At 69.5% G+C, this 23,691-nt stretch carries 22 protein-coding genes and 1 riboswitch; of the genes, 15 read left to right on the top strand and 7 right to left on the bottom strand.

What is annotated here, in order from left to right; all coding sequences use genetic code 11:
* Positions 1 to 85 precede the first annotated feature (85 nt).
* The gene (nadA, locus tag DT019_RS06450; RefSeq protein WP_114035656.1) at positions 86 to 1,300 is read right to left on the bottom strand and encodes a quinolinate synthase NadA; all 1,215 of its coding nucleotides are present in this window, start codon (positions 1,298 to 1,300) and stop codon (positions 86 to 88) included.
* Positions 1,301 to 1,614: 314 nt separating this feature from the next.
* Between nadA and DT019_RS06455 the strand changes: the two genes are divergently transcribed.
* Positions 1,615 to 1,971, top strand: a complete 357-nt coding sequence (locus DT019_RS06455; RefSeq protein ID WP_030933606.1) for a HesB/IscA family protein — start codon at positions 1,615 to 1,617, stop codon at positions 1,969 to 1,971.
* 82 nt (positions 1,972 to 2,053) lie between these two features.
* On the opposite strand, the gene DT019_RS06460 is transcribed toward DT019_RS06455, so the two are convergent.
* Together DT019_RS06460 and DT019_RS06465 are read right to left on the bottom strand one after the other, a co-directional pair.
* The gene (locus tag DT019_RS06460; protein ID WP_114035657.1) at positions 2,054 to 3,538 is read right to left on the bottom strand and encodes a hypothetical protein; all 1,485 of its coding nucleotides are present in this window, start codon (positions 3,536 to 3,538) and stop codon (positions 2,054 to 2,056) included.
* A gap of 115 nt (positions 3,539 to 3,653) precedes the next feature.
* Entirely contained in the window at positions 3,654 to 3,860 is a 207-nt protein-coding gene (locus DT019_RS06465) for a hypothetical protein (RefSeq protein ID WP_114035658.1), read from the bottom strand.
* A gap of 142 nt (positions 3,861 to 4,002) precedes the next feature.
* Here DT019_RS06465 and DT019_RS06470 point away from each other — a divergent pair, with 142 nt between their 5' ends.
* Entirely contained in the window at positions 4,003 to 4,977 is a 975-nt protein-coding gene (locus DT019_RS06470) for a carbohydrate kinase family protein (protein WP_114035659.1), read from the top strand.
* A gap of 3 nt (positions 4,978 to 4,980) precedes the next feature.
* Here DT019_RS06470 and DT019_RS06475 read toward each other — a convergent pair whose 3' ends face one another.
* Positions 4,981 to 6,369 (bottom strand): cysteine desulfurase/sulfurtransferase TusA family protein, encoded by a 1,389-nt coding sequence (locus DT019_RS06475; RefSeq protein WP_114035660.1) that lies wholly within the window; start codon positions 6,367 to 6,369, stop codon positions 4,981 to 4,983.
* A gap of 273 nt (positions 6,370 to 6,642) precedes the next feature.
* On the opposite strand from DT019_RS06475, the gene coxB reads away from it, so the two are divergent.
* The 4 genes from coxB to DT019_RS06495 all read left to right on the top strand — a co-directional run bounded on the left by coxB (position 6,643) and on the right by DT019_RS06495 (position 11,113).
* Positions 6,643 to 7,608 carry a cytochrome c oxidase subunit II gene (gene coxB / locus DT019_RS06480; RefSeq protein WP_114035661.1) on the top strand — a complete coding sequence of 322 codons (966 nt, stop codon included), beginning with the start codon at positions 6,643 to 6,645 and terminating at the stop codon, positions 7,606 to 7,608.
* Positions 7,605 to 9,347 (top strand): cytochrome c oxidase subunit I, encoded by a 1,743-nt coding sequence (ctaD, locus tag DT019_RS06485; protein WP_114035662.1) that lies wholly within the window; start codon positions 7,605 to 7,607, stop codon positions 9,345 to 9,347. Before coxB ends, ctaD begins: the two co-directional genes overlap by 4 nt.
* Complete coding sequence (locus tag DT019_RS06490) at positions 9,344 to 9,742, top strand: cytochrome c oxidase subunit 4 (RefSeq protein WP_114035663.1); 399 nt, start codon at positions 9,344 to 9,346, stop codon at positions 9,740 to 9,742. Before ctaD ends, DT019_RS06490 begins: the two co-directional genes overlap by 4 nt.
* A gap of 117 nt (positions 9,743 to 9,859) precedes the next feature.
* On the top strand, positions 9,860 to 11,113 hold the full coding sequence (locus tag DT019_RS06495; protein ID WP_114036041.1) for an Ig-like domain-containing protein: 1,254 nt from the start codon (positions 9,860 to 9,862) through the stop codon (positions 11,111 to 11,113).
* A 2-nt stretch (positions 11,114 to 11,115) separates the two neighbouring features.
* Here DT019_RS06495 and DT019_RS06500 read toward each other — a convergent pair whose 3' ends face one another.
* On the bottom strand, positions 11,116 to 11,517 hold the full coding sequence (locus tag DT019_RS06500; RefSeq protein ID WP_114035664.1) for a hypothetical protein: 402 nt from the start codon (positions 11,515 to 11,517) through the stop codon (positions 11,116 to 11,118).
* Between the two features lie 187 nt (positions 11,518 to 11,704).
* On the opposite strand from DT019_RS06500, the gene DT019_RS06505 reads away from it, so the two are divergent.
* The 6 genes from DT019_RS06505 (at position 11,705) to DT019_RS06530 (ending at position 18,985) form a co-directional block, all read left to right on the top strand.
* A complete protein-coding gene (locus DT019_RS06505; RefSeq protein ID WP_053727713.1) occupies positions 11,705 to 12,325 on the top strand; it encodes a heme-copper oxidase subunit III in 621 nt (206 codons plus the stop codon).
* Positions 12,326 to 12,390: 65 nt separating this feature from the next.
* Positions 12,391 to 13,200, top strand: coding sequence for a c-type cytochrome (locus DT019_RS06510; RefSeq protein WP_114035665.1), 810 nt, complete (start codon positions 12,391 to 12,393; stop codon positions 13,198 to 13,200).
* The gene (locus tag DT019_RS06515) at positions 13,197 to 14,246 is read left to right on the top strand and encodes a ubiquinol-cytochrome c reductase iron-sulfur subunit (RefSeq protein WP_114035666.1); all 1,050 of its coding nucleotides are present in this window, start codon (positions 13,197 to 13,199) and stop codon (positions 14,244 to 14,246) included. Before DT019_RS06510 ends, DT019_RS06515 begins: the two co-directional genes overlap by 4 nt.
* Positions 14,243 to 15,868 (top strand): cytochrome b, encoded by a 1,626-nt coding sequence (locus tag DT019_RS06520; protein ID WP_114035667.1) that lies wholly within the window; start codon positions 14,243 to 14,245, stop codon positions 15,866 to 15,868. Before DT019_RS06515 ends, DT019_RS06520 begins: the two co-directional genes overlap by 4 nt.
* 184 nt (positions 15,869 to 16,052) lie before the next feature.
* Positions 16,053 to 17,117 carry an anthranilate phosphoribosyltransferase gene (trpD, locus tag DT019_RS06525; protein ID WP_114035668.1) on the top strand — a complete coding sequence of 355 codons (1,065 nt, stop codon included), beginning with the start codon at positions 16,053 to 16,055 and terminating at the stop codon, positions 17,115 to 17,117.
* Between the two features lie 119 nt (positions 17,118 to 17,236).
* Positions 17,237 to 17,354, top strand: a riboswitch (SAM riboswitch).
* A 245-nt stretch (positions 17,355 to 17,599) separates the two neighbouring features.
* Entirely contained in the window at positions 17,600 to 18,985 is a 1,386-nt protein-coding gene (locus DT019_RS06530) for an aminotransferase class V-fold PLP-dependent enzyme (protein ID WP_223279327.1), read from the top strand.
* A 440-nt stretch (positions 18,986 to 19,425) separates the two neighbouring features.
* On the opposite strand, the gene DT019_RS06535 is transcribed toward DT019_RS06530, so the two are convergent.
* A complete protein-coding gene (locus tag DT019_RS06535; RefSeq protein ID WP_114035669.1) occupies positions 19,426 to 19,707 on the bottom strand; it encodes an Lrp/AsnC family transcriptional regulator in 282 nt (93 codons plus the stop codon).
* On the bottom strand, positions 19,704 to 20,453 hold the full coding sequence (locus DT019_RS06540) for a rhomboid family intramembrane serine protease (protein ID WP_114035670.1): 750 nt from the start codon (positions 20,451 to 20,453) through the stop codon (positions 19,704 to 19,706). The genes DT019_RS06535 and DT019_RS06540 overlap by 4 nt, the downstream gene beginning before the upstream one ends.
* A gap of 155 nt (positions 20,454 to 20,608) precedes the next feature.
* Here DT019_RS06540 and DT019_RS06545 point away from each other — a divergent pair, with 155 nt between their 5' ends.
* The 3 genes from DT019_RS06545 to DT019_RS06555 all read left to right on the top strand — a co-directional run bounded on the left by DT019_RS06545 (position 20,609) and on the right by DT019_RS06555 (position 23,571).
* Positions 20,609 to 20,863 carry a hypothetical protein gene (locus DT019_RS06545; RefSeq protein WP_114035671.1) on the top strand — a complete coding sequence of 85 codons (255 nt, stop codon included), beginning with the start codon at positions 20,609 to 20,611 and terminating at the stop codon, positions 20,861 to 20,863.
* Positions 20,864 to 20,908: 45 nt separating this feature from the next.
* Positions 20,909 to 22,270 carry an NYN domain-containing protein gene (locus DT019_RS06550; protein ID WP_114035672.1) on the top strand — a complete coding sequence of 454 codons (1,362 nt, stop codon included), beginning with the start codon at positions 20,909 to 20,911 and terminating at the stop codon, positions 22,268 to 22,270.
* Positions 22,271 to 22,545: 275 nt separating this feature from the next.
* Positions 22,546 to 23,571, top strand: coding sequence for a C40 family peptidase (locus tag DT019_RS06555; RefSeq protein ID WP_114035673.1), 1,026 nt, complete (start codon positions 22,546 to 22,548; stop codon positions 23,569 to 23,571).
* Positions 23,572 to 23,691: the final 120 nt, after the last annotated feature.

Genomic DNA, 23,691 nt, shown 5'->3' on the forward strand with positions numbered 1-23,691 from the left:
GTTCGCCCGCCCGGTACGTACGCCGAAGGCCGCCCCCACCGCGAGGTGGGGGCGGCCTTCGGCGTCGCGCGGGCCGGGGGAGTGGCTACGGCAGGGCCAGCATCCGCTCCAGAGCCAGCTTCGCGAAGCTCTCGGTCTCCTTGTCGACCTGGATCTGGTTGATCAGCTTGCCCTCGGCGAGCGACTCCAGCGTCCACACCAGGTGGGGCAGGTCGATCCGGTTCATGGTCGAGCAGAAGCAGACCGTCTTGTCGAGGAAGACGATCTCCTTGTCCTCGGCGGCGAACCGGTTGGCCAGGCGGCGCACCAGGTTCAGCTCGGTGCCGATCGCCCACTTCGAGCCGCGCGGGGCGGCTTCGAGGGCCTTGATGATGTATTCGGTCGAGCCCACGTAGTCGGCCGCGGCCACGACCTCGTGCTTGCACTCGGGGTGCACCAGGACGTTCACGCCCGGGATGCGCTCGCGCACGTCGTTCACCGAGTCCAGCGAGAAGCGGCCGTGCACCGAGCAGTGCCCGCGCCACAGGATCATCTTGGCGCCCCGCAGCTCCTCGACGGTGAGCCCGCCGTTCGGCTTGTGCGGGTTGTAGAGCACGCAGTCCTCCAGGGACATGCCGAGCTCGCGCACAGCGGTGTTGCGGCCCAGGTGCTGGTCCGGCAGGAACAGGACCTTGTCACCCTGCTCGAACGCCCAGTTCAGGGCGCGCTCGGCATTGGAGGACGTGCAGATGGTGCCGCCGTGCTTGCCGGTGAACGCCTTGATGTCGGCCGAGGAGTTCATGTACGAGACGGGCACGACCTGCTCGGCCACGCCGGCCTCGGTCAGCACGTCCCAGCACTCGGCGACCTGCTCGGCGGTGGCCATGTCGGCCATCGAGCAGCCGGCGGCGAGGTCCGGCAGGACGACCTTCTGGTCGTCGCCGGTCAGGATGTCCGCGGACTCGGCCATGAAGTGCACACCGCAGAACACGATGTACTCGGCCTCCGGCTTCGCGGCGGCGTCCTTGGCCAGCTTGAACGAGTCGCCCGTCACGTCGGCGAACTCGATGACCTCGTCGCGCTGGTAGTGGTGACCGAGGATGAAGACCTTGTCCCCGAGCTTCGCCTTGGCCGCGCGGGCGCGCTCCACCAGGTCCGGGTCGGAGGGCGACGGCAGGTCACCGGGACACTCCACGCCGCGCTCGCTCTTGGGGTCGGCCTCGCGGCCGAGCAGGAGCAGCGCGAGCGGCGTCGGCTGGACGTCGAGCTCGACGCGGCCGGCGAGGTCCTGACGGGGCTGGGCGGTGGTCACGTCACGCACCCTTTCTGTTTCCTGAGCAGTGCGGCGGAGCCGCTCCAGTGGAGCCAGTGCTTGGTGCTTGCACCGGGGTTTTCGTCTAAATGACGCTATCTATCATAACTGCTTCACGTCACTTTGACGATGGCCATAGCGTCGATGTGACGCACCCGGTCCGCGCCCGCCCCCGCACGGAGTTGTCCCCAGGCCTTTCCGCGCCCGGCGCTCCGTGTGCGAGCATGAAAGAGCAGAACCCCAGAAGAGCCCGGAATGAATCCGGGGCCCCGCCGGTTGCAACCGTCGGCAAGCAGTCTCCGTACAACCCGGGAGAGAAGCAGATGTCCGTATCGGACGAGACCACCACCGTGAGCGACGGCATCCTCCTGTCCGACGCCGCCGCGGCCAAGGTCAAGGGCCTCCTTGAGCAGGAAGGCCGGGACGACCTGGCGCTGCGTGTCGCCGTTCAGCCGGGCGGCTGCTCCGGCCTGCGCTACCAGCTGTTCTTCGACGAGCGCTCGCTCGACGGCGACGTCGTCAAGGACTTCGACGGCGTCAAGGTCGTCACCGACCGCATGAGCGCCCCGTACCTGGGCGGCGCCTCGATCGACTTCGTCGACACCATCGAGAAGCAGGGCTTCACGATCGACAACCCGAACGCGACGGGTTCCTGCGCCTGCGGCGACTCCTTCAGCTAAGCCCCACGGCAGCCGAAAGGCGGGTGCCCCCGGTCACCGGGGACACCCGCCTTCGCCATGTCCGGCCCGCGGCCGGGTCGCGCTACTTCTTCGGCAGCTCCTTGCCGGTGTCGGCGTCGATCACCTGCCGGGCCCCGAGCGCCTCGTGCAGCTGCACCTGGACGGTCTGCTGCTTGGCCAGCAGGACGCACATCTTCTTCGGGTCCTTGACCTGTCCGGTCACCTTCACCCGCACGCCGCCGCCGCTCTCGTCGGCGGTCGCCGTGTACGTGCTGCACACCCCGCCCCAGAACGTGACGGTCAGCGTCCGCCCGTCCGGCGCGACGGCGTACGACACCAGGGCCTGGCCGTGGTCGCCGGCCGTGGCCGACCCCGACGGCGCCGGCACGGGAGCGCCGGTCGGCGGGGCGGGCGGCTTCGCGATGTACTGGGGCGCCACCGCCGGAGCGGTGATCGTGAACGGCTGTCCCGCGGGCGGCTTGACCTCGAAGAGCCACGACGGCACGAGCGCCTGCACCCCGTCCACGAACTGCGCGGCGAGCCCGAAGGTGGCCCCGTCGATCGTCACGGTCGAGGGCGTGCCCTGCTTGCACGGCTGGATGTTGCCCTGCGGATCACTCGGGAGCCTGCCCTTGGTGGGCTGCCCGTCGAGCGGCACCGGCGCCGCGCAGTCCTTGCTCCTCGGCCGCTCGGTGGTGTGGCTGTTGAGCTGAGCCAGCGTCTGGTCCGCGCTCAGCACCGGATAGGTGGCGCCCTTGTCCGGCGTCTTCAAGTGGCCGCTGCCGCCGACCACTTGACCGTCCGGTCCGACCTGGATGCCGGTGGTCCAGCCGTAGGTGGGGAGGCCGTCGACGACCGGGTCGGCGTTGACCACCCGGGCCGAGGCCAGGATCTCCTTGGCGTCCAGCTTGGCGTCGTCCTCGCCGAGCGCCTTGAGGACCGGCGCCGCGGCCGCCTTCGCCGCCTCCTCGCTCACCGGCGCACCACCGGCCGCGCCGTCGCCCGCATCCGCGCCGGTGGTGTGCATCGGACACATCTTGCCCTTGGGGCAGTTGTCCGACCCGCCGATGCCGTACCGGGCGAACGTCCAGGTGCCCGGCGCCTTCTGACTGACCGTCAGAGTCGGTCCCGAGCCGTCCTTCGTCGCGCCCGCCTTCCAGGTGTCGCCCTCAAGACGCGCCGTGCCCTCGATGCCCAGCACCTTGGCGAGGCGGTTCACGTCGGCCTCGTCCACCGTGCCGCGCGGCTGGTGGACGGCCGCCTTGCCGGGGCCGCCGGGCAGCTTGACCGACGCCCGGTAGACCACCCCGTTCGGGTCGGGCTCGCCGGGCGCGATCCCGTTGCCGCCACCGCTGGGGCCGGGGCCGGGGGCGCTGTCGAGTGCGAGCGGCGGAGGTGCGCCGTCCCCTCCGGGCGCCGTGTCGCCGCCGCCCGAGGACGCCGTCGAGGCCCAGTACGCCCCACCGCCCCCCGCGGCCAGTACGGCCACGGCCGCCGCGGCGAGGATCAAGGGAGATCGCCGCGAACGCCGCTGTCGGGGCTCGTCCTGCGTGTGCTCGCTGCTCACCAGATCGCTCCTGTCCAGTCGTATCCCGCATCCCCCTTACGAGGGACGCCGATTGGACGGAGCGGGGGAGCGCACGGTTCCATCCGTGCGCCGCACCCCGCGCGATCAGGCCGTTTCAGTCCCCGTATTCGGACATGCCCGCGATCAGCCGTACCGACGAGGGCGGAATCGTCACACCGTGGATGCGGGACGGCGGCACGGGCGCCGGAGCCGCCGTCACGGGGACGACCCAGTGCGGTGCCATCCGTGCGCAGTCCCCGCGCAGCTCCGCAAGGCCCTGCTCCCTCGCCACCCCGTACCCGCCGCTCACCTTGGTTTCCATGCTTCGCACCGTACGCACCGGAAGCGTGCGCAGAAAGACCTACTATTGGGTAGTTTCCGCCGGTCGGCCCAGCCGCGGCGACCCGGTAGCGTGAACCGTCAACGCCGTCCCCCAGCTGTCCCTCATCAGGAGCGCCTCCGCCGTGCGTATCGCAGTCACCGGCTCCATCGCCACCGACCACCTCATGACCTTCCCCGGCCGATTCGCCGACCAGCTGGTCGCCGACCAGCTGCACACGGTCTCCCTCTCCTTCCTGGTCGACAACCTCGACGTACGCCGTGGCGGTGTCGGTCCCAACATCTGCTTCGGCATGGGCCAGCTCGGCGGCCGGCCGATCCTGGTCGGCGCGGCCGGGTCCGACTTCGACGAGTACCGCGCCTGGCTGGACCGGCACGGCGTCGACACCGGCTCGGTCCGCATCTCCGAGGTCCTGCACACCGCCCGCTTCGTGTGCACCACCGACGCCGACCACAACCAGATCGGCTCCTTCTACACGGGCGCGATGAGCGAGGCCCGCCAGATCGAGCTGAAGGCGGTCGCCGACCGCGTGGGCGGCCTCGACCTCGTGCTGATCGGCGCGGACGACCCCGAGGCGATGCTGCGCCACACCGAGGAGTGCAAGGCGCGGAGCATCCCCTTCGCGGCCGACTTCTCGCAGCAGATCGCCCGCATGTCCGGCGACGACATCCGCACCCTGCTCGAAGGCGCGACGTACCTCTTCTCCAACGAGTACGAGAAGGGGCTCATCGAGTCCAAGACCGGCTGGAGCGACGAGGAGATCCTCGCCAAGGTCGACTACCGGGTCACCACCCTCGGCTCGCGCGGGGTGCGCATCGAGAAGGTCGGCGCCGAGCCGATCGTCGTGGGCGTGCCCGAGGAGGAGGCCAAGGTCGACCCGACGGGCGTGGGCGACGCCTTCCGCGCCGGGTTCCTGACCGGCCTGTCCTGGGGCGTCTCGCACGAGCGCGCCGCCCAGCTCGGCTGCATGCTGGCCACCCTGGTCATCGAGACGCTCGGCACCCAGGAGTACACCCTGCGCCGGGCCAACTTCATGGACCGCTTCACCAAGGCGTACGGCGACGAGGCCGCCGCCGAGGTGCGGGCCCACCTCCAGTAGGGCTCAGCTCGTACGGCGCACCCGGTAGGCGGTTCCGCCCGCCGCCGGGTGCTCGCCCACATACTCCTGGCCCCGCATCTCGCACCACGCCGGGATGTCCAGGCGGGCCGCCTCGTCGTCGGCGAGCACCGTCACCACGCCGCCGACGGGCACCCGCCCGATGGCCTTCGCGAGTTCGATGACCGGGATCGGGCAGAGCCGGCCGAGCGAGTCCACCACGGTGTCCCCGGCGTCCTCGGCGTCCCCGGGCACGGACCGCGCGACCGGCGCGCCCAGCCTGGTCCGTATGGACGCGACCGCCCCGGGCAGCACGTCCAGGAACCGGTCGACCTCCTCGGCGGACGTGCCCGGAGGGAGCGAGACCCGGACGTTGCCCTCGCTCAGCACCCCCATGGCGCGCAGCACATGGCTGGGCGTCAGGATGCTGCTGGTGCAGGACGAACCGGATGAAACGGAGAATTCCGCCCGGTCGAGCTCGTGCAGCAGGGTCTCCCCGTCGACATAGAGACAGGAGAAGGTGACCAGATGCGGCAGCCGCCGCACCGGATCGCCGACCACCTCCACGTCCGGGACCAGCTCCACGACGCGGGCCCGGATCAGATCCACCAGACCCCGCAGCCGCGCCGCCTCCGCCTCGGCCCCGGCCCGGACGGCCCGCAGCGAGGCGGCGGCCGCCACGATCGCCGGGATGTTCTCGAAGCCGGCCGCGCGCCCCGACTCCCGCTCGTCCGCGGGCCCTTGCGGGGCGAAGCGGACGCCCTTGCGGACCGCGAGCAGCCCGACTCCTGCCGGGCCGCCCCATTTATGGGCACTCGCGGCGAGGATCGACCAGTCGCCCTCGACCGGGCCCCAGGCGAGCGACTGGGCCGCGTCCACAAGGAGGGGCACCCCGGCCGCCCGGCAGGCCTCGGCGACCTCGGCGACCGGCTGGACGGTGCCCACCTCGTGGTTGGCCGACTGGAGGCAGGCGAGCGCGGTGTCCGGCCGCAGGGCCGCGGCGTAGGCGTCGGGGGAGACCCGGCCCGCGCGGTCCACGGCGACCTCGGTCACCGAACCGCCGCCCGCCTCGTGGAAGGCGGCCGAATGGAGGACCGAGGAGTGTTCGACCGCGGAGACGACCAGATGCCCGCCGACACGCCGACGCCCGGACAAGGATCCGTAAATTCCCGAGTGCACCGCACGGGTCCCCGAACTGGTGAAGCTGAGCTCGTCCGGGCGGCAGCCGACGGCCTCCGCGGCCGCCTCGCGCGCCGCGTCCAGGAGCAGCCTGGCGCGCCTGCCCTCCCGGTAGAGCCGGGCCGGATCGGCCCAGCCCTCGTCCAGGGAGGCTTGCAGGGCCTGGCGGGCGACGGGGTGCAGGGGGGCCGAGGAGGCCGCGTCGAAGTAGGGCACCCGGCCACGCTAACCCCGGTCCGGCGCGCGAGCGGCGGGGGCCGGGGCGAGGGGTCGTCAGATGGCGCCCGGAGGCCGGGATTCCACCGGGACTCCACCCCTTCGGGGACTCGGACGGCGCGTTGGGCACCCTCCCCGCGCGACCCCAAATAGCGTCCAGTAGGGTTTGGTCCGCATAAACATCCAAACCCCTGCCCGTGTGCCAGGGCGGCGACCGACCAGCGTGACGGCCGTAGCCGACCACCGCGGGCGAGACTCTCGGGAAGGCGCTACGTGAGTCCCAACGGCTCCGACCGCTCGTCGCGGCGCCCGATGCGGCGGAAGCTGCCGCAGGTGCTGACTGCGGGCCTGGTCCTGGCGACAGCATCCGGTTGCTCGTACAACTGGAAAGACTTCCCTCGACTTGGTATGCCCACTCCGGTGACGGACGAGGCTCCCAGGATCCTGTCCCTCTGGCAGGGCTCGTGGGCGGCTGCGCTCGCCACGGGCGTGCTGGTCTGGGGCCTGATCCTGTGGAGCGTCATCTTCCACCGGCGCAGCCGCACCAAGGTCGAGGTACCCGCGCAGACCCGGTACAACATGCCCATCGAGGCGCTGTACACCGTGGTCCCGCTCATCATCGTCTCCGTGCTCTTCTACTTCACGGCACGCGACGAGACGAAGCTCCTGGCTCTGTCCCCGAAGCCCGCCCACACGGTCAACGTGGTCGGCTATCAGTGGAGCTGGGGCTTCAACTACGTCGAGGACGTGCCCGGTGTGAAGGGCGACGCCACGACGGACAAGAACCTGGCAGCGATTCCGGACCGGTTCAAGAAGGACTTCCCCGCCAACGCGGGCGGTGTCTACGACGTCGGTATCCCCGGCACCCGTAACCCGCAGACCGGAAACCCGGGCCCGACCCTGTGGCTGCCGAAGGGCGAGAAGGTCCGCTTCGTGCTGACCTCGCGCGACGTCATCCACTCCTTCTGGGTGGTGCCGTTCCTGATGAAGCAGGACGTCATCCCGGGACACACCAACTCCTTCGAGGTCACGCCCAACCAGGAAGGCACCTTCCTGGGCAAGTGCGCCGAACTCTGCGGTGTCGACCACTCGCGCATGCTCTTCAACGTGAAGGTCGTCTCCCCGGAGCGCTACCAGCAGCACCTCAAGGAGCTGGCGGCGAAGGGCCAGTCCGGCTACGTGCCGGCGGGCATCGCTCAGACCGACCCCGCCAAGAACGCGGAGACGAACAAACTGTGAGCATCCTCAACGAACCTCAGGGTGCCGCGGCAGCAGACGACTCGTACGAGAACGAGCTGCCGGTCCGGCGCAAGCAGCCGGGAAACGTCGTCATCAAGTGGCTGACCACCACTGATCACAAGACGATCGGCACGATGTACCTGGTCACGTCGTTCGCGTTCTTCTGCATCGGCGGGATCATGGCGCTCTTCATGCGCGCCGAACTCGCCCGCCCCGGCACGCAGATCATGTCGAACGAGCAGTTCAACCAGGCGTTCACGATGCACGGCACGATCATGCTGCTGATGTTCGCGACGCCGCTGTTCGCCGGATTCGCGAACTGGATCATGCCGCTGCAGATCGGCGCGCCCGACGTGGCGTTCCCGCGGCTGAACATGTTCGCCTACTGGCTCTACCTGTTCGGCTCGACCATCGCGGTCGGTGGCTTCCTCACCCCGCAGGGTGCGGCCGACTTCGGCTGGTTCGCCTACTCCCCGCTGTCGGACGCCGTCCGCTCGCCGGGTGTCGGCGCCGACATGTGGATCATGGGTCTGGCCTTCTCCGGCTTCGGCACGATCCTCGGCTCGGTCAACTTCATCACCACGATCATCTGCATGCGCGCGCCCGGCATGACGATGTTCCGTATGCCGATCTTCGTGTGGAACGTCCTGCTGACCGGTGTGCTGGTCCTGCTGGCCTTCCCGGTCCTCGCGGCCGCGCTGTTCGCCCTGGAGGCGGACCGCAAGTTCGGTGCCCATGTCTTCGACGCCAGCAATGGCGGCGCGATCCTGTGGCAACACCTCTTCTGGTTCTTCGGCCATCCAGAGGTGTACATCATCGCGTTGCCCTTCTTCGGAATCATTTCCGAAGTGATCCCGGTGTTCAGCCGAAAGCCGATGTTCGGCTACAGCGGACTGATCGGCGCCACCATCGCGATCGCGGGTCTCTCCGTGACCGTGTGGGCGCACCACATGTACGTCACCGGTGGCGTGCTCCTGCCGTTCTTCTCCTTCATGACGTTCCTCATCGCCGTTCCGACGGGCGTGAAGTTCTTCAACTGGATCGGCACGATGTGGAAGGGCTCACTGTCTTTCGAGACACCCATGCTGTGGGCCATCGGCTTCCTGATCACCTTCACCTTCGGTGGTCTGACCGGCGTCATCCTGGCCTCGCCGCCGATGGACTTCCACGTCTCCGACTCGTACTTCGTCGTCGCGCACTTCCACTACGTCATCTTCGGCACCGTGGTCTTCGCGATGTTCTCCGGATTCCACTTCTGGTGGCCGAAGTTCACCGGAAAGATGCTGGACGAGCGGCTCGGCAAGATCACCTTCTGGACGCTGTTCGTGGGCTTCCACGGCACGTTCCTGGTGCAGCACTGGCTGGGTGTCGAGGGCATGCCGCGTCGTTACGCCGACTACCTGGCGGCCGACGGCTTCACCGCCCTGAACACGATCTCGACGATCTCCTCCTTCCTGCTCGGTCTGTCGATCCTGCCGTTCTTCTACAACGTCTGGAAGACCGCCAAGTACGGCAAGAAGATCGAGGTCGACGACCCGTGGGGCTACGGCCGTTCGCTCGAGTGGGCGACCTCCTGCCCGCCGCCGCGGCACAACTTCCTCACCATGCCGCGCATTCGCTCCGAATCGCCGGCGTTCGACCTCCACCACCCGGAGATCGCGGCTCTCGACCAGCTCGAGAACCACGGCGACGTCCACGGTGACCACATGATCGCCGGTGGCAAGGAGGCCGGGAAGTGAAGATCCAGGGCAAGATGTTCCTGTGGCTGTCCGCCTTCATCCTGATCATGGCCGTCGTGTACGGCGTGTGGTCGAAGGAAGCGGCCGGAACCACCGCGCTCGTCATGGCCTTCGGCCTGAGCGTCATGATCGGCTTCTACCTGGCCTTCACGGCCCGGCGGGTCGACGTGGGCGCCCAGGACGACAAGGAGGCCGACGTCGCGGACGACGCCGGTGAGGTCGGCTTCTTCTCGCCGCACTCCTGGCAGCCGCTCTCGCTCGGCATCGGCGGCGCCCTGGCCTTCCTCGCGATCGCCATGGGCTGGTGGCTGCTGTACTTCTCGGCGCCGCTGATCCTGGTCGGCCTCTACGGCTGGGTGTTCGAGTACTACCGCGGCGAGAACCAGAACCAGTAGGTTCCGCGCCCGCCGCGTTGCTCCACGAGGGGCCCTCCGTCTCACCGCGAGACGGAGGGCCCCTCGTTTGCAGTCACCCCGCGCGCCGGATCTGACGAATCTTCATACCGTGTGGTCATGAGCCACGCACCGCGCATCCGCACCGTAGTGAGCTGCACCCTCCTTGTCCTGTCCCTCGGTGTGGGGGCCACGGGGTGCGGCGGGCCCGACGGCAACCCGCTTTCGGCCAAGCCGTACGACGCGGCCGGGCAGGTCGCGTACAACGGCCCGGCGGGCAGCCAGAAGGCCGATCCCAACAAACCCCTTGAGGTCACCGCCAAGGGCAAGGACGGCCGCATCACGGACGTCACGGCCGTCGACGGCAACGGGCGCTACCTCGCGGGCGAGCTCGCCGCCGACGGCAGCCGCTGGCACTCCACCGCCCCGCTGGTGGCCGGCGCGCACTACACCGTCAAGGTCTCCACGGAGAACGAGGACGGCTCTCCCGGGCTGCGCACGCTGACGTTCGACACCGCGGCGGCCAAGGACGCCGTGGAGGTCGAATTCGGCCCGGACGCGGGCAAGTACGGCGTCGGACAGCCCATCACCGCCCAGCTCAGCAAGCCGGTCAAGGAACCGGCGGCCCGGGCGATCGTGGAGCGGGCGCTGCGCGTGGAGTCCACGCCCGCGGTGGAGGGCGCCTGGTACTGGGTGAACGACAAGGTGCTGCACTACCGCCCCAAGGAGTACTGGCCCACCCACGCCACCATCAACGTCCACTCCAACCTGGAGGGCGTGAAGATCGCCGACAAGCTGTACGGCGGCCCGGCCAAGCCCCTGAAGATCACCACGGGCGACCGCGTGGAGGCCATCACCGACGCCGCCGGGCACTACATGACGGTCAAGCGGAACGGGGAAGTGATCAATACCATTCCGGTCACCACCGGCAAGCCCGGCTTCTCCACCCGCAACGGCGTCAAGGTGGTCCTGGGCAAGCAGTACTTCGTACGCATGCGCGGGGAGACCGTCGGCATCTCGGCGAGCAGCTCGGACGCGTACGACCTGCCCGTCTACTACGCCACCCGCGTCACCTGGAGCGGTGAGTACGTGCACGCCGCGCCCTGGTCGGTGGGCTCGCAGGGCTCCGAGAACGTCAGCCACGGCTGCACGGGCATGAGCACCGGCAACGCCGCGTGGTTCTTCGAGAACATCAACGAGGGCGACATCGTCAAGGTCGTCAACAGCATCGGCGAGGACATGACGCCCTTCGACAACGGGTTCGGCGACTGGAACGTGTCCTGGGACAAGTGGCGCACGGGCAGTGCCCTGCTGGCCGACCTCAAGGCCGGCCAGACCAGGGCCAACTCCGCCCGGCTCCGGCCCGGAGTGTGAGCTCAGGCACCCACGGCGAGGCGCTTGCGCAGCAGGGAGGCCAGGGCGTCCGCGAACTCGACCGGCTCGACCGGAAGGGTCACCGCGGCGTCCGCACGGCTCCAGGTGGCCAGCCACGCGTCCTGCGGGCGGCCGATCAGGAGCAGCACCGGCGGGCACTGGAAGACCTCGTCCTTGATCTGCCGGCAGACCCCCATGCCACCCGCAGGGACGGCCTCGCCGTCCAGGACGCAGACGTCGATGCCGCCTCGGTCCAGCTCCTTGAGGACCGCCGGCAGCGTCGCGCACTCCAGGAATTCCACCGGGGGCACGTCGGAGGCGGGCCTGCTCCCGGCCGCGAGCCGCACCTGGGCGCGGGTGTTCGCGTCGTCGCTGTAGACCAGAACGGTGGCGCTCGACTGCATGGATCCTCCGAAGGTCCGGCTTTGTCGCCGACGTTGGCTCATGAACCGATGCGCGGATGCTACTCCGTCCGACTGCCCGTCAACACCGGTTCGGGCAGCCGCGCGATGGGCCGTTCGGGCCCTGCATACGGCCCTGACACACCGAACGGCACCCCCCGGAGTGAGGGCGGGATAAGCGACCGACATAATGTCGGTCGTGGCGACAGCAACGACAGTAGAAACCGGGCACGCGCACCCGTCGGTCAATCGGCCGAACCTCACCAGCGTCGGAACCATCATCTGGTTGAGTTCCGAGCTGATGTTCTTCGCGGCCCTCTTCGCGATGTACTTCACTCTGCGATCGGTAACGGGTGCCGCGCACTGGTCAGAAATGGCTTCGTCCCTGAACCTTCCGTTCTCGGCGACCAACACCACGATCCTGGTGCTCTCCTCCCTCACCTGCCAGCTCGGCGTCTTCGCCGCCGAGCGCGGCGATGTGAAGAAGCTCCGTACCTGGTTCATCATCACGTTCGTGATGGGTGCGATCTTCATCGGCGGCCAGGTCTTCGAGTACACCGAGCTGGTGAAGAAGGACGGCCTCTCGCTGTCCTCGGACCCGTACGGCTCGGTGTTCTACCTGACCACGGGCTTCCACGGACTGCATGTGACGGGCGGCCTGATCGCCTTCCTGCTGGTTCTCGGCAGGACGTACGCGGCCAAGAGGTTCACCCATGAACAGGCGACCGCGGCCATCGTCGTGTCCTATTACTGGCACTTCGTCGATGTCGTGTGGATCGGCCTCTTCGCCACGATCTACCTGATCCAGTAACCAGGGCCCGTAGGTCCGCACCACATCCAGCATCGACGCAGAAGATCCTGACACCGGGGTAATCCGTGAAAAAGCTCTCCGCACGACGACGCCATCCGCTGGCGGCGGTCGTCGTCCTACTCCTCGCGCTGGCGGCCACCGGGGGGCTGTACGCCGCGTTCGCGCCCGCGGGCAAGGCTCAGGCTGACGAAACCGCCCAGTCCCTCGCCATCGACGAGGGCAAGAAGCTCTACTCCGTCGGCTGCGCCAGCTGCCACGGAACCGGCGGTCAGGGCACCTCTGACGGCCCCTCCCTGGTCGGCGTGGGCGCCGCCGCGGTGGACTTCCAGGTCGGCACCGGCCGTATGCCGGCGCAGCAGCCCGGCGCGCAGGTGCCGAAGAAGAAGGTCATCTACTCGCAGTCCGAGATCGACCAGCTCGCCGCGTACGTGGCCTCGCTGGGCGCCGGTCCGAGCGTGCCGACCAACTCGCAGTACAACCCGAGCGGTGCGGACATCGCCAAGGGTGGCGAGCTGTTCCGCACCAACTGCGCCCAGTGCCACAACTTCACGGGTGAGGGCGGTGCCCTGACGAACGGCAAGTTCGCCCCCAGCCTGGAGGACGTGAACCCCAAGCACATCTACGAGGCCATGCAGACCGGCCCGCAGAACATGCCGTCCTTCCCGGACACGACGATGCCGCAGAAGCAGAAGCAGGACATCATCGCGTACCTGCACGCTGTCAACAGCGACAAGTCCCCCAGCCCCGGTGGCCTCAAGCTCGGCGGGCTCGGTCCGGTCAGCGAGGGCCTGTTCGGCTGGATCTTCGGTCTGGGCGCCCTTATCGCAGTAGCCATCTGGGTCGCGGCCCACACCGCTAAGGCCAAGAAGTCATGAGTAGCCAAGAGAATTCCGAGAGCCTGCCTGAAGCGCAGGCCACCGCGCACGGCGCGGTAGAGCACGCGGGCGACCCCTTCGCCGACCCGGGACTGCCGGCCCACAAGCCGCGCATCCAGGACATCGACGAGCGGGCGGCCAAGCGCTCCGAGCGCGCGGTCGCGTTCCTGTTCTTCCTGTCCATGGTCGCGACGGTCGGCTTCATCGCCTCGTACGTGATCTTCCCGGTCGACAAGATCGTCTTCATCTTCCCGTTCGGGCACGTCAGCGCGCTGAACTTCGCCCTGGGTCTGACCCTGGGTGTCGCGCTGTTCTGCATCGGCGCGGGCGCGGTCCACTGGGCCCGCACCCTGATGTCGGACGTGGAGATGCCGGCCGAGCGGCACGAGATCGCCGCCCCGCCGGAGGTCAAGGCGCAGGTCCTGGCCGACTTCAAGCAGGGCGCGGCCGAGTCCGGCTTCGGACGGCGCAAGCTGATCCGCAACACCATGTTCGGCGCGCTCGCGATGGTGCCGCTCTCCGGTGTGATGCTGCTGCGCGACCTGGGCACGCTGCCCGAGACCAAGCTGCGGCACACCATGTGGTCCAAGGGCAAGGCCCTGATCAACATGAACACCAACGAGCCGCTGCGTCCCGAGGACCTGCTGGTCGGTTCGCTCACCTTCGCCAAGCCCGAGGGCCTGGAGGAGGACGCGGAGGACTTCCAGACGCAGATCGCCAAGGCGGCCCTGATGCTCGTCCGGATCAAGCCGGAGGACATCAAGGACAAGCGCGAGCTCGAGTGGTCGCACCAGGGCATCGTCGCCTACTCGAAGATCTGCACCCACGTCGGCTGCCCGATCTCCCTGTACGAGCAGCAGACGCACCACGTGCTCTGCCCGTGCCACCAGTCCACCTTCGACCTCTCCGACGGCGCCCGCGTCATCTTCGGCCCGGCCGGTCACGCCCTTCCGCAGCTGCGGATCGGCGTGAATGACGAGGGTTACCTCGAAGCGCTCGGCGACTTCGAAGAGCCCGTCGGTCCTGCCTTCTGGGAGCGCGGATGAGCACCACGACAGACGCACGGCGCGAAGCGCCCGCCGGTGAGCGGATCGCGGACTGGGCGGACGGCCGGCTCGGGATCTACTCCCTGGCCAAGGCCAACATGCGCAAGATCTTCCCGGACCACTGGTCCTTCATGCTCGGCGAGATCTGCATGTACAGCTTCATCATCATCATCCTCACGGGTGTGTATCTGACGCTGTTCTTCCACCCGAGCATGAACGAGGTCGTCTACGACGGCTCGTACGTGCCGCTGCAGGGCATGCGCATGTCCGAGGCGTTCAACTCGACCATGCACATCAGCTTCGATGTGCGCGGTGGTCTGCTGATCCGGCAGATCCACCACTGGGCGGCGCTGATCTTCCTCGCCGGCATGTTCGTGCACATGATGCGCGTGTTCTTCACGGGCGCGTTCCGCAAGCCGCGTGAGGTCAACTGGCTGTTCGGCTTCCTGCTGTTCGTCCTGGGCATGTTCACCGGCTTCACCGGTTACTCGCTCCCGGACGACCTGCTGTCGGGCACCGGTGTCCGCTTCATGGAAGGCGCGATCCTGTCCGTGCCGGTCGTCGGCACGTACATCTCGTTCTTCCTCTTCGGTGGCGAGTTTCCCGGCGGGGACTTCGTGGCCCGGTTCTACTCGATCCACATCCTGCTGCTGCCGGGCATCATGCTCGGCCTGATGGTGGCTCACCTGATCCTGGTCTTCTACCACAAGCACACCCAGTTCGCGGGTCCGGGACGGACGAACAAGAACGTCGTCGGCATGCCGCTGCTCCCGGTGTACATGGCGAAGGCGGGCGGCTTCTTCTTCCTGGTCTTCGGTGTCATCGCGGTGGTCGCGGCGATCGCCTCGATCAACCCGATCTGGGCGATCGGCCCCTACCGGCCGGACCAGGTGTCCACCGGCGCCCAGCCCGACTGGTACATGGGCTTCTCCGAAGGCCTTATCCGTGTGATGCCGGGCTGGGAGATCAACCTGTGGGGCCACACGCTCGTCCTGGGTGTGTTCGTCCCGCTGGTGATCTTCCCGCTGGTCCTGGCGACCATCGCGGTGTACCCGTTCATCGAGTCCTGGATCACCGGGGACAAGCGCGAGCACCACATCGCGGACCGGCCGCGCAACGCGCCGACGCGCACCGCGTTCGGCGTCGCGTGGATCACCTGGTACCTGGTGCTGCTCGTCGGTGGTGGAAACGACCTCTGGGCGACCCACTTCCACCTCTCGATCAACGTCATCACCTGGTTCGTGCGGATCGCGTTCTTCGTGGCCCCGGTCCTCGCCTTCATCGCCACCAAGCGGATCTGCCTGGGTCTGCAGCGGCGCGACGCCGAGAAGGTGCTGCACGGACGCGAGTCCGGCATCATCAAGCGGCTGCCGCACGGCGAGTTCATCGAGGTGCACGAGCCGCTGGACGCCGGTGCGCGCTACAAGCTCACCGCGCACGAGCAGTACAAGCCGGCCGAGATCGGCCCGACGGTCGACGAGAACGGTGTCGCCCGCAAGATCTCGCGGGCGCAGAAGCTGCGTGCCAAGCTCAGCAAGGGCTACTTCGGCGAGGGGAACCAGATCCCCAAGCCGACGGCCGAGGAGTACGAGGAGATCACGAGCGGCCACGGCCACCACTGATCCCTGCCTGACCTGACGGTCGCCACAACCGAGGCTCCGGCCCGGCCCCTTCACGGGGGCCGGGCCGGAGTCTTTCGTGCACGGGGTCCCCGGCACGTCCGCACTGCGGGCACGGCGCGGGGCGGGTCGCCGCTGTCGATAGGCTGGCGGGCGGCATCCAGTCCCTTGACCACCAGGAGCGAGCATGAGCGCTGTTACCCCCACCGGAGGCGACACCGTGGCGGCCCACTCCTGGCCGGGCGTCCTGGACGCGCTCCTGAGCGGCACCGACCAGAGCGCGGACGTGACCGCCTGGGCGATGGACCGGATCATGCGCGGCGAGGCCACCGACGCCCAGATCGCCGCCTTCATGGTGGCCCTGCGCGCCAAGGGCGAGACCGTCCAGGAGATCACCGGTCTGGTACGCGCCATGTACGAGCACGCCAACCTCATCGAGGTGCCGGGCCCCAGCGTCGACATCGTCGGCACCGGCGGCGACAACGCCAAGACCGTCAACATCTCCACCATGTCCGCCATCGTGGTCGCCGGGACCGGCGCCAAGGTCGTCAAGCACGGCAACCGGGCGGCCTCCTCGGCGAGCGGTTCCTCGGACGTCCTGGAGAAGCTCGGCGTCAATCTCGACCTCAGCCCGCGCCGGGTCGCCGAGGTCGTCCAGGAGGCGGGCATCACCTTCTGCTTCGCGGTGAAGTTCCACCCCGCGCTGCGGTACGTGGCCGCCGCCCGCCGTGAACTCGGCATCCGCACCACCTTCAACGTCCTGGGCCCGCTGACCAACCCGGCCCGGGTGCGGGCCACGGCTGCCGGTGTCGCCGACCCCAGGATGGCGCCGATCGTCGCGGGCGTCTTCGCCGAGCGGGGCTCCTCCGCCCTGGTCTTCCGCGGTGACGACGGCCTCGACGAGCTGACCACGACCGGCACGTCCCGGGTGTGGGTGGTGCGCGACGGCCAGGTGCGCGAGGAGACCTTCGACCCGCGGGACGTCGGCATCGAGACCGTGCCCATCGAGGCCCTGCGCGGCGCGGACTCCTCGTACAACGCCGACGTCGCCCGCCGACTCCTCGCGGGCGAGCGCGGTCCGGTGCGGGACGCGGTGCTGCTGAACTCGGCGGCGGCCCTGGTCGCCCTCGAACCCGGGCCGGGCCCGCTCGCCGGGCAGATCGGCGCGGCGATGGCGCGGGCCGCCGAGGCCGTGGACACCGGGGCGGCCCGGAACGCCCTGGAGCGCTGGGTCGCGGCGAGCAACGCCTGAGCCGCACGCCGATCCGGCCCCTTCCGCGCGTGCTTCCGTACGTGATGTGACGCAAGGCGCAGTCCAGATCGCGGACTGTGCCTTGCGCACCCGGGGACGTGTGGCAGGATGCTGTCCAAGGTCATGAGTGACAGCGATTTAGGCCCCGGCTCGCTGTCCGGCAACCCTCCGTCCGTGGCGGGGTGCCCCGGGTGAAGACCAGGTCGTAGGCAGCAAGGCCTACGGCAAGCGCGGACCCCTGGACATCATCGGATGTCACAGCCCTGGGGTCCTGGTCCTCAAGGGAGCAGTCTCGTGAGCAAGCGAATGCGATAGGGCGTACCGCCCCTTCTTCACATCCTCCGCGCACCCTTCTTCGGTGCGTGTCCGAGGTCAACACCCGTACACGGCAAGGCAGTCGAACCCTCTCGCTCAATGCAGGGTCACGCCGCCGTACCCGGGGTCCGAAGTCAACTCGCCTTGTCCTGCCGGGAGATACCGCCATGTCCGCACGCCCTGTCGCCACCGCCCCCACCGCCGTCGAGTCCACCGACCCCTGCTGCGCCGCGCCGCTGCCCGTGCTCGGCCGCGACGTCACCGTGCCGCTGGTCACCGGCGGCGAGGTGACGTACGCCGCCCTCGACTATGCGGCCAGCGCGCCCGCCCTCCAGCGGGTCTGGGACGACGTGGCCGCGTACGCCCCGTACTACGGCAGCGTGCACCGCGGTGCGGGCTACCTCTCGCAGCTCTCCACCGACCTGTTCGAGAACAGCCGCGAGACGGTGGCCGAGTTCCTCGACTGCCGCCCCGGCGACCAGGTCGTCTTCACCCGCTCGACCACGGACTCGCTGAACCTGCTCGCCCAGGTGGTCCCGGCCGACTGCCAGGTCTTCGTCTTCGAGACCGAGCACCACGCCTCTCTGCTGCCGTGGCGCGACGCCCGTGTGACGTACCTGAACGCGCCGCGCACCCCGCGGCAGGCGGTCGACACCCTGGAGCGCGCGCTCGCCGACCGCGACCCCTACGGGCCCGCGCTCGTGTGCGTCACCGGCGCGTCCAACGTCACCGGCGAGCTGTGGCCGGTGCGGGAACTCGCCGCCGCGGCGCACGCGCACGGCGCCCGCATCGTGCTCGACGCGGCCCAGCTCGCCCCCCACCACCCCGTCTCCGTACGGGAGTTGGACGTCGACTGGGTCGCCTTCTCCGGACACAAGCTGTACGCGCCGTTCGGCTCGGGCGTGCTCGCCGGGCGTGCGGACTGGCTCCAGGAGGCCGAGCCGTACCTGGCCGGTGGCGGCGCCTCCAAGAAGGTCGCGCGGCGCGGTGACGGCGGCGTGGACGTCGAGTGGCACACCACGGCCGCGCGCCACGAGGCCGGCTCGCCCAACGTCATCGGCGTCTACTCCATCGCCTCCGCCTGCAAGGCGCTCACCGAGGCGGGCTTCGACGCGCTGGTCGAGCGCGAGCGGCACCTGATCGCGAAGGTCCGCGAGGGTCTGGCGGAGGTCCCCGCGGTGCGGGTGCTCTCGCTCTTCGGCGATGACGCGCCCCGGGTGGGCGTCCTCTCGTTCGTCGTCGACGGCTGGAACAGCTCGCACTTCGCGGCGGCCCTGTCGGCGGAGTACGGCATCGGGGTGCGCGACGGCCTCTTCTGCGCCCACCCGCTGGTGCGCACGCTGCTCGGCAGCGACCCGCAGGACCCGGGCGAGTGCGGCGCGCCCGAGGCGGAGCCGGGCGAGCGGTCCCTCAACGCGATCCGGGTCAGCTTCGGGGCGGGGACCCCGGACGAGCACGTGGACCGCTTCGTGCGGGCGGTACGGGAGTTGGTGACGCAGGGGGCGAAGTGGCAGTACCGCACGGAGGGTGGCCGCTGCGTCCCGGCGGTGTAGCCCCGCCGGGCCCCGCCTGCCGGGGCTCCGCCCCGGACCCCGTTCGCGCCTTGAGGGCGCTTGTCCTCAAACGCCGGACGGGCTGGGAGTGCCTGTGTAGGCACCCTGCTAGGGCAGCCCCGTTGGGGTTTGCCTGCGGGGGCGTGCTGCTGGGGGCGGCGCTGTCAGGGGCGCGGGGAACTGCGCGATCAGCCACGCACGGTCCGCGGGCGCCCCTGGGGCTCCGCCCCGGACCCCGTTCGCGCCTTGAGGGCGCTCGTCCTCAATCTCCCCCAAGGCCTTAAGGGCCAGGGGACCCCCGTGACGGGCTGGCGGTGCCCGCGTGGGCGCCCTGCTGAGGGTGAGGGTGTCAGGGGCGCGGGGAACTGCGTGAGCAGCCGCGTGCGGTCCGCGGGCGGGACGTGTTCAGTGGCTCCGCAATTGCCCCGCAGGGACGGCGGCTAGGAGTCCAGGCCGATGGCGAAGGCCGCTTCCAGGTCGTGCTGGGAGTACGTGCGGAACGCGACGTGCGTGTCCGTGGCCTCGACGCCGGGGATCTTGCTGATGCTGCCGGGGATGATGTCCGCCAGATCGTCGTGGCGGGCCACCCTGACCAGCGCGATCAGATCGTACGTACCCGTCACCGAGTACACCTCGCTGACGCTGTCGAGCGCCGCGATGGACTCCGCGATCTCGGGAATCCGGTCCACGGTGGTCTTGATGAGCACGATCGCGGTGATCACGGCTGGCTTTCTCCCTCGGTGGCGGCCGGACCCGCGGGCTTCACGGGCTTTCGGCGTTTCACTCTATCCGCCCCGCCGAACCGGGCCCACGCGTAGAGGAAGCCGAGGCCGAAGCCGATGAGATGGGCGAGGTAGGCGACGCCGGGCCCGGTCGAGGAGCTTTGGATCGCCAGCCACTGGAGGGCGAACCAGAAGATCAGCACGATCCAGGCCGGGAAGCGCAGCGGCAGGAACAGCAGGAACGGGAAGATGCTGGTCACCCTGGCCCGGGGGAAGAGCCAGAGGAAGGCGCCGAGCACCGCGGAGATGGCTCCGGACGCCCCCACGAGCGTCTGGTCCGAATCCGCGTGCGCCGCCGCGTACCCCAGCAGTGCCAGATAACCGGCCACCCCGTAGAACAGGGCGAACTCGAACCGCCCCACCCGTTCCTCGGCCATCGCGCCGAACACGTACAGGAACAGCATGTTGCCGAGCAGGTGCAGCCAGCTGCCGTGGACGAACAGGGCGGTGAGCGGGGTGAGCAGGGCGTGCGGGCGCCCCACCATCAGCTCCCGCGGGATGACCCCCCAGCGGGCGAAGTAGTCGCTCTGGGCGCTCAGGATCGCGTCACCCGTGCCGTACCCCGGGTTCAGGCCGGAGACCGGACTGATGGCGAAGAGCAGACAGCACGCCGTGATCAGCCCGTACGTCACGGCCGGGCCCCGCACCGCGCCCTTGAGGATCGCCGCTCCCCGCCACTGGATCATGGGGAGAGAATGGCCCAAAGGGAGCTTTCGGTACAGACCGCCTCGCCGTGCCGGGGGCCGACGGGTAGGCCGTAGGGTTGCGGGCAGTACTCCCGCAGTTCGACGGCGCACCGCGAGATCCTGGACCATGGAAGTGGAAAAGAGGGCGGCACCACATGACCACCGTTCCCCAGATGACCACCGAGACCCGGTGGCGCTGCACGCTCTGCGGAAACCTCACCCGTTTCGATGTCACCCGCTCGTCGAAAGTGATCGAGTACGTCCATCTGGACCTCGCCGGAGAGCCCAAGGTGGAGGAACGCGAGGTGGTCAGTGAGACCATCGAGTCGGTCCGCTGTCGCTGGTGCAACGCGGTGGACCAGATCGAGCTAGTGGACCGGCCGGGTACCGACACCGCGACCGCCTCCTGAGGGCGGCCGCCCAGGCGGTACGGATGACAGTTGGGGTGACGGATTGTGGAGCATGCAAGCGGTGCTGAACCGGCCGCTTCGGCCGGCGACGGCCCCGCCGAGGTGCTCGACCGCCCGCTGCCCGAGGCGGTGCGACGCCGGGTCGTCGCCTTCGTCTCGGAGGCGTTCGGCGGCCTGACCGTCGCCGAACTGCCCGGACAGCTGCGGCAGTACGCCCGTTTCACCCCGACCCGGCGCGCCAAGTTCGCGGGCAACGCGATGGCCGCCGCGCTGGAGAGCGACCCCGTGTTCCGCCAGCGGATCGGCGAGCGGCTCAAGGAGTCGCAGCCGGAACTCGCGGGCGCCGTCGAGGCCGGCTCGCCGCCGGCCGCCGCCGATCCCGTGGACGTGGCGGCCGCCGCCTACGTGCTGCGCCCCACCGGCTGGGTGAAGCTCGTCGCCGCGGCCGGCGAGGAGGCCCAGCGGGCGTTCGCCGAGCAGGTCGACGAGGAGGGCCGGCGCGAACTGGAGCGGCTGCGCGAGGAGCTCGCCGAGGCGCGCGACCGGATCAAGTCCGAGAACGAGGCGCTGCGCGTCGAACTGCTCGCCGCCCGCAAGGAAGCCGAATCGCTCCAGCGCAAACTGCGCAGCGCGCAGAGCGACGTGAAGCGGGGCGAGGCCGCGCTGCGCCGGGTCACCGCCGAGATCGACGGCATCAAGGCGGAGGCGGCCGCCCAGGTGGCCACCGCCGAGAGCGAGGCGCGCCGGCTCAAGACGCGGCTCGGCGAGGCCGAGGCCGGTCTTGAGGCGAGCCGGCGGGCGGTGCGCGAGGGGCGCTCCGTCGAGGACATGCGGCTGCGGCTGCTGCTCGACACGGTCCTGGAGGGCGCCCAGGGCCTGCGCCGCGAACTGGCCCTGCCGCCCGCCTCGGTGCGCCCCGCCGACACCGTGGACGCGGTCGCGCCGGGCACCATGACGCCCAAGGACATCTCCGCCCGGGCGCTGTCGGAGACCGACCCGGCGCTGCTCGACCAGCTGCTCGCGCTGCCCCAGGTGCATCTGGTGGTGGACGGCTACAACGTCACCAAGACCGGCTATCCGACGATGCCGTTGGAGAAGCAGCGGCTGCGGCTGCTCGGCGGCCTGTCGGTGCTCGCCGCGCAGACGGGCGCCGAGGTCACCTGTGTCTTCGACGGCGCGGAGCTGGCGGCGCCGGTGCTGCTCGCGCCGCCCCGGGGCGTACGCGTGCTGTTCTCCAAGCCGGGCGTGACCGCGGACGAGCTGATCCGCCAGCTGGTGCGGGCCGAGCCGTCGGGGCGGCCCGTGGTGGTCGCCTCGACGGACAAGGAGGTCGCGGACGGCGTCGCGAAGGCGGGCGCCCGCCCGGTCGCCTCCCTGCTGCTCCTCAAGCGGCTTTCACGCGTCTGACGCATTCGGGGCCTTTGGTAACTCCTGTGTTCAATGCCCGAATTCGGGTGGTCGTCGGCGAGCGCTCCGTCAAGTGCCCACTACTACGCGTGGGGTGACAGTAAAGAATCCTCTCGATGACCGGATTTTTTCCCATCAGGATTTGAACTGATCACAAGAAGGTCACTAGGGTCGGGGCTCGTACCTTCATGCGGTTGATCACTCGTTCGGGGTGTCCGTGAAGGTCCCGCCGACTGTGCAGTGTTCGGCGGCTGAGGAAGAAGGAGCTCGCCTTCGTGGGGTCCCACCGTCGTCCCAAGCCCGCGAGCCGCACCCGCGTGACCGTGCTCAGCGCGACCGCGGCCGCCGTCGTCGCCCTTACCTCGCAGGCCGCCCAGGCCGACCCGAAGCCCACCAAGGACGAGGTCAAGAGCAAGGTCGACAAGCTCTACGACGAGGCCGAGCAGGCGACCGAGGCGGCCAACGGCGCCACCGAGAAGCAGCGCCGGCTCGAGACCGAGATCAGCCAGATCCAGGACAAGGTCGCCCGCGGGCAGCAGGAGCTCAACACCCTGCGCAGCGGCCTCGGTTCGATGGCCTCGGCGCAGTACCGCTCCGGTGGCATCGACCCCTCGCTCGCCCTCTTCCTCTCGTCCAACCCGGATGACTTCCTCGACAAGGCCTCCTCGCTCGACCAGCTGAGCGCCACCCAGACCGAGGCACTCCGGAAGATCCAGGGCAAGCAGCGCACCCTCGCGCAGGAGCGCAAGGAAGCCCAGGACAAGCTGAAGGACCTGGCCGACACCCGCACGGTGCTCGAAGCCAAGAAGAAGGAAGTCCAGGGCAAGCTCAGCGACGCGCAGCAGCTGCTCAACACCCTGACCGCGCAGGAGAAGGCGGCCCTCGCCTCCGACGACGCGCGCGCCAACCGCTCCACCGAGCGCCCGAACCTCGGCAAGGACGTGCCCGCCTCCCAGGTCGGCGCCGCCGCCCTGGCCGCGGCCCAGACCCAGCTCGGCAAGCCGTACAGCTACGGCGCGACCGGCATGGCGACCTTCGACTGCTCGGGCCTGACGGGCTACGCCTACGGCCAGGCCGGCGTCAACCTGCCGCGCACCTCGCAGGAGCAGGCCAACGCCGGCACCCGGATCGGCCGCAGCGAGCTGAAGCCCGGCGACCTGGTGCTCTTCTTCGGCGACCTGCACCACATCGGTCTGTACGCCGGCAACAACATGGTGCTGCACGCCCCGCGGACCGGCACCGTCGTGCGCTACGAGTCGATGGACAACATGCCCTTCCAGTTCGGTGTGCGCATCGGCTGATCCGCCCTCCCCGTCAGCCGCCGACCCCGCCCAAACGGGCGAATCGCGGCAACCCGCGCTGACGCGACGCCCCGCCGGTGACCTGTGTTCTCCGGCGGGGCGTCACTTTGCGTAGGCGGC

Origin of the sequence: Streptomyces sp. SDr-06 (assembly GCF_003324565.1) — a bacterium.
Taxonomy (GTDB): domain Bacteria; phylum Actinomycetota; class Actinomycetes; order Streptomycetales; family Streptomycetaceae; genus Streptomyces.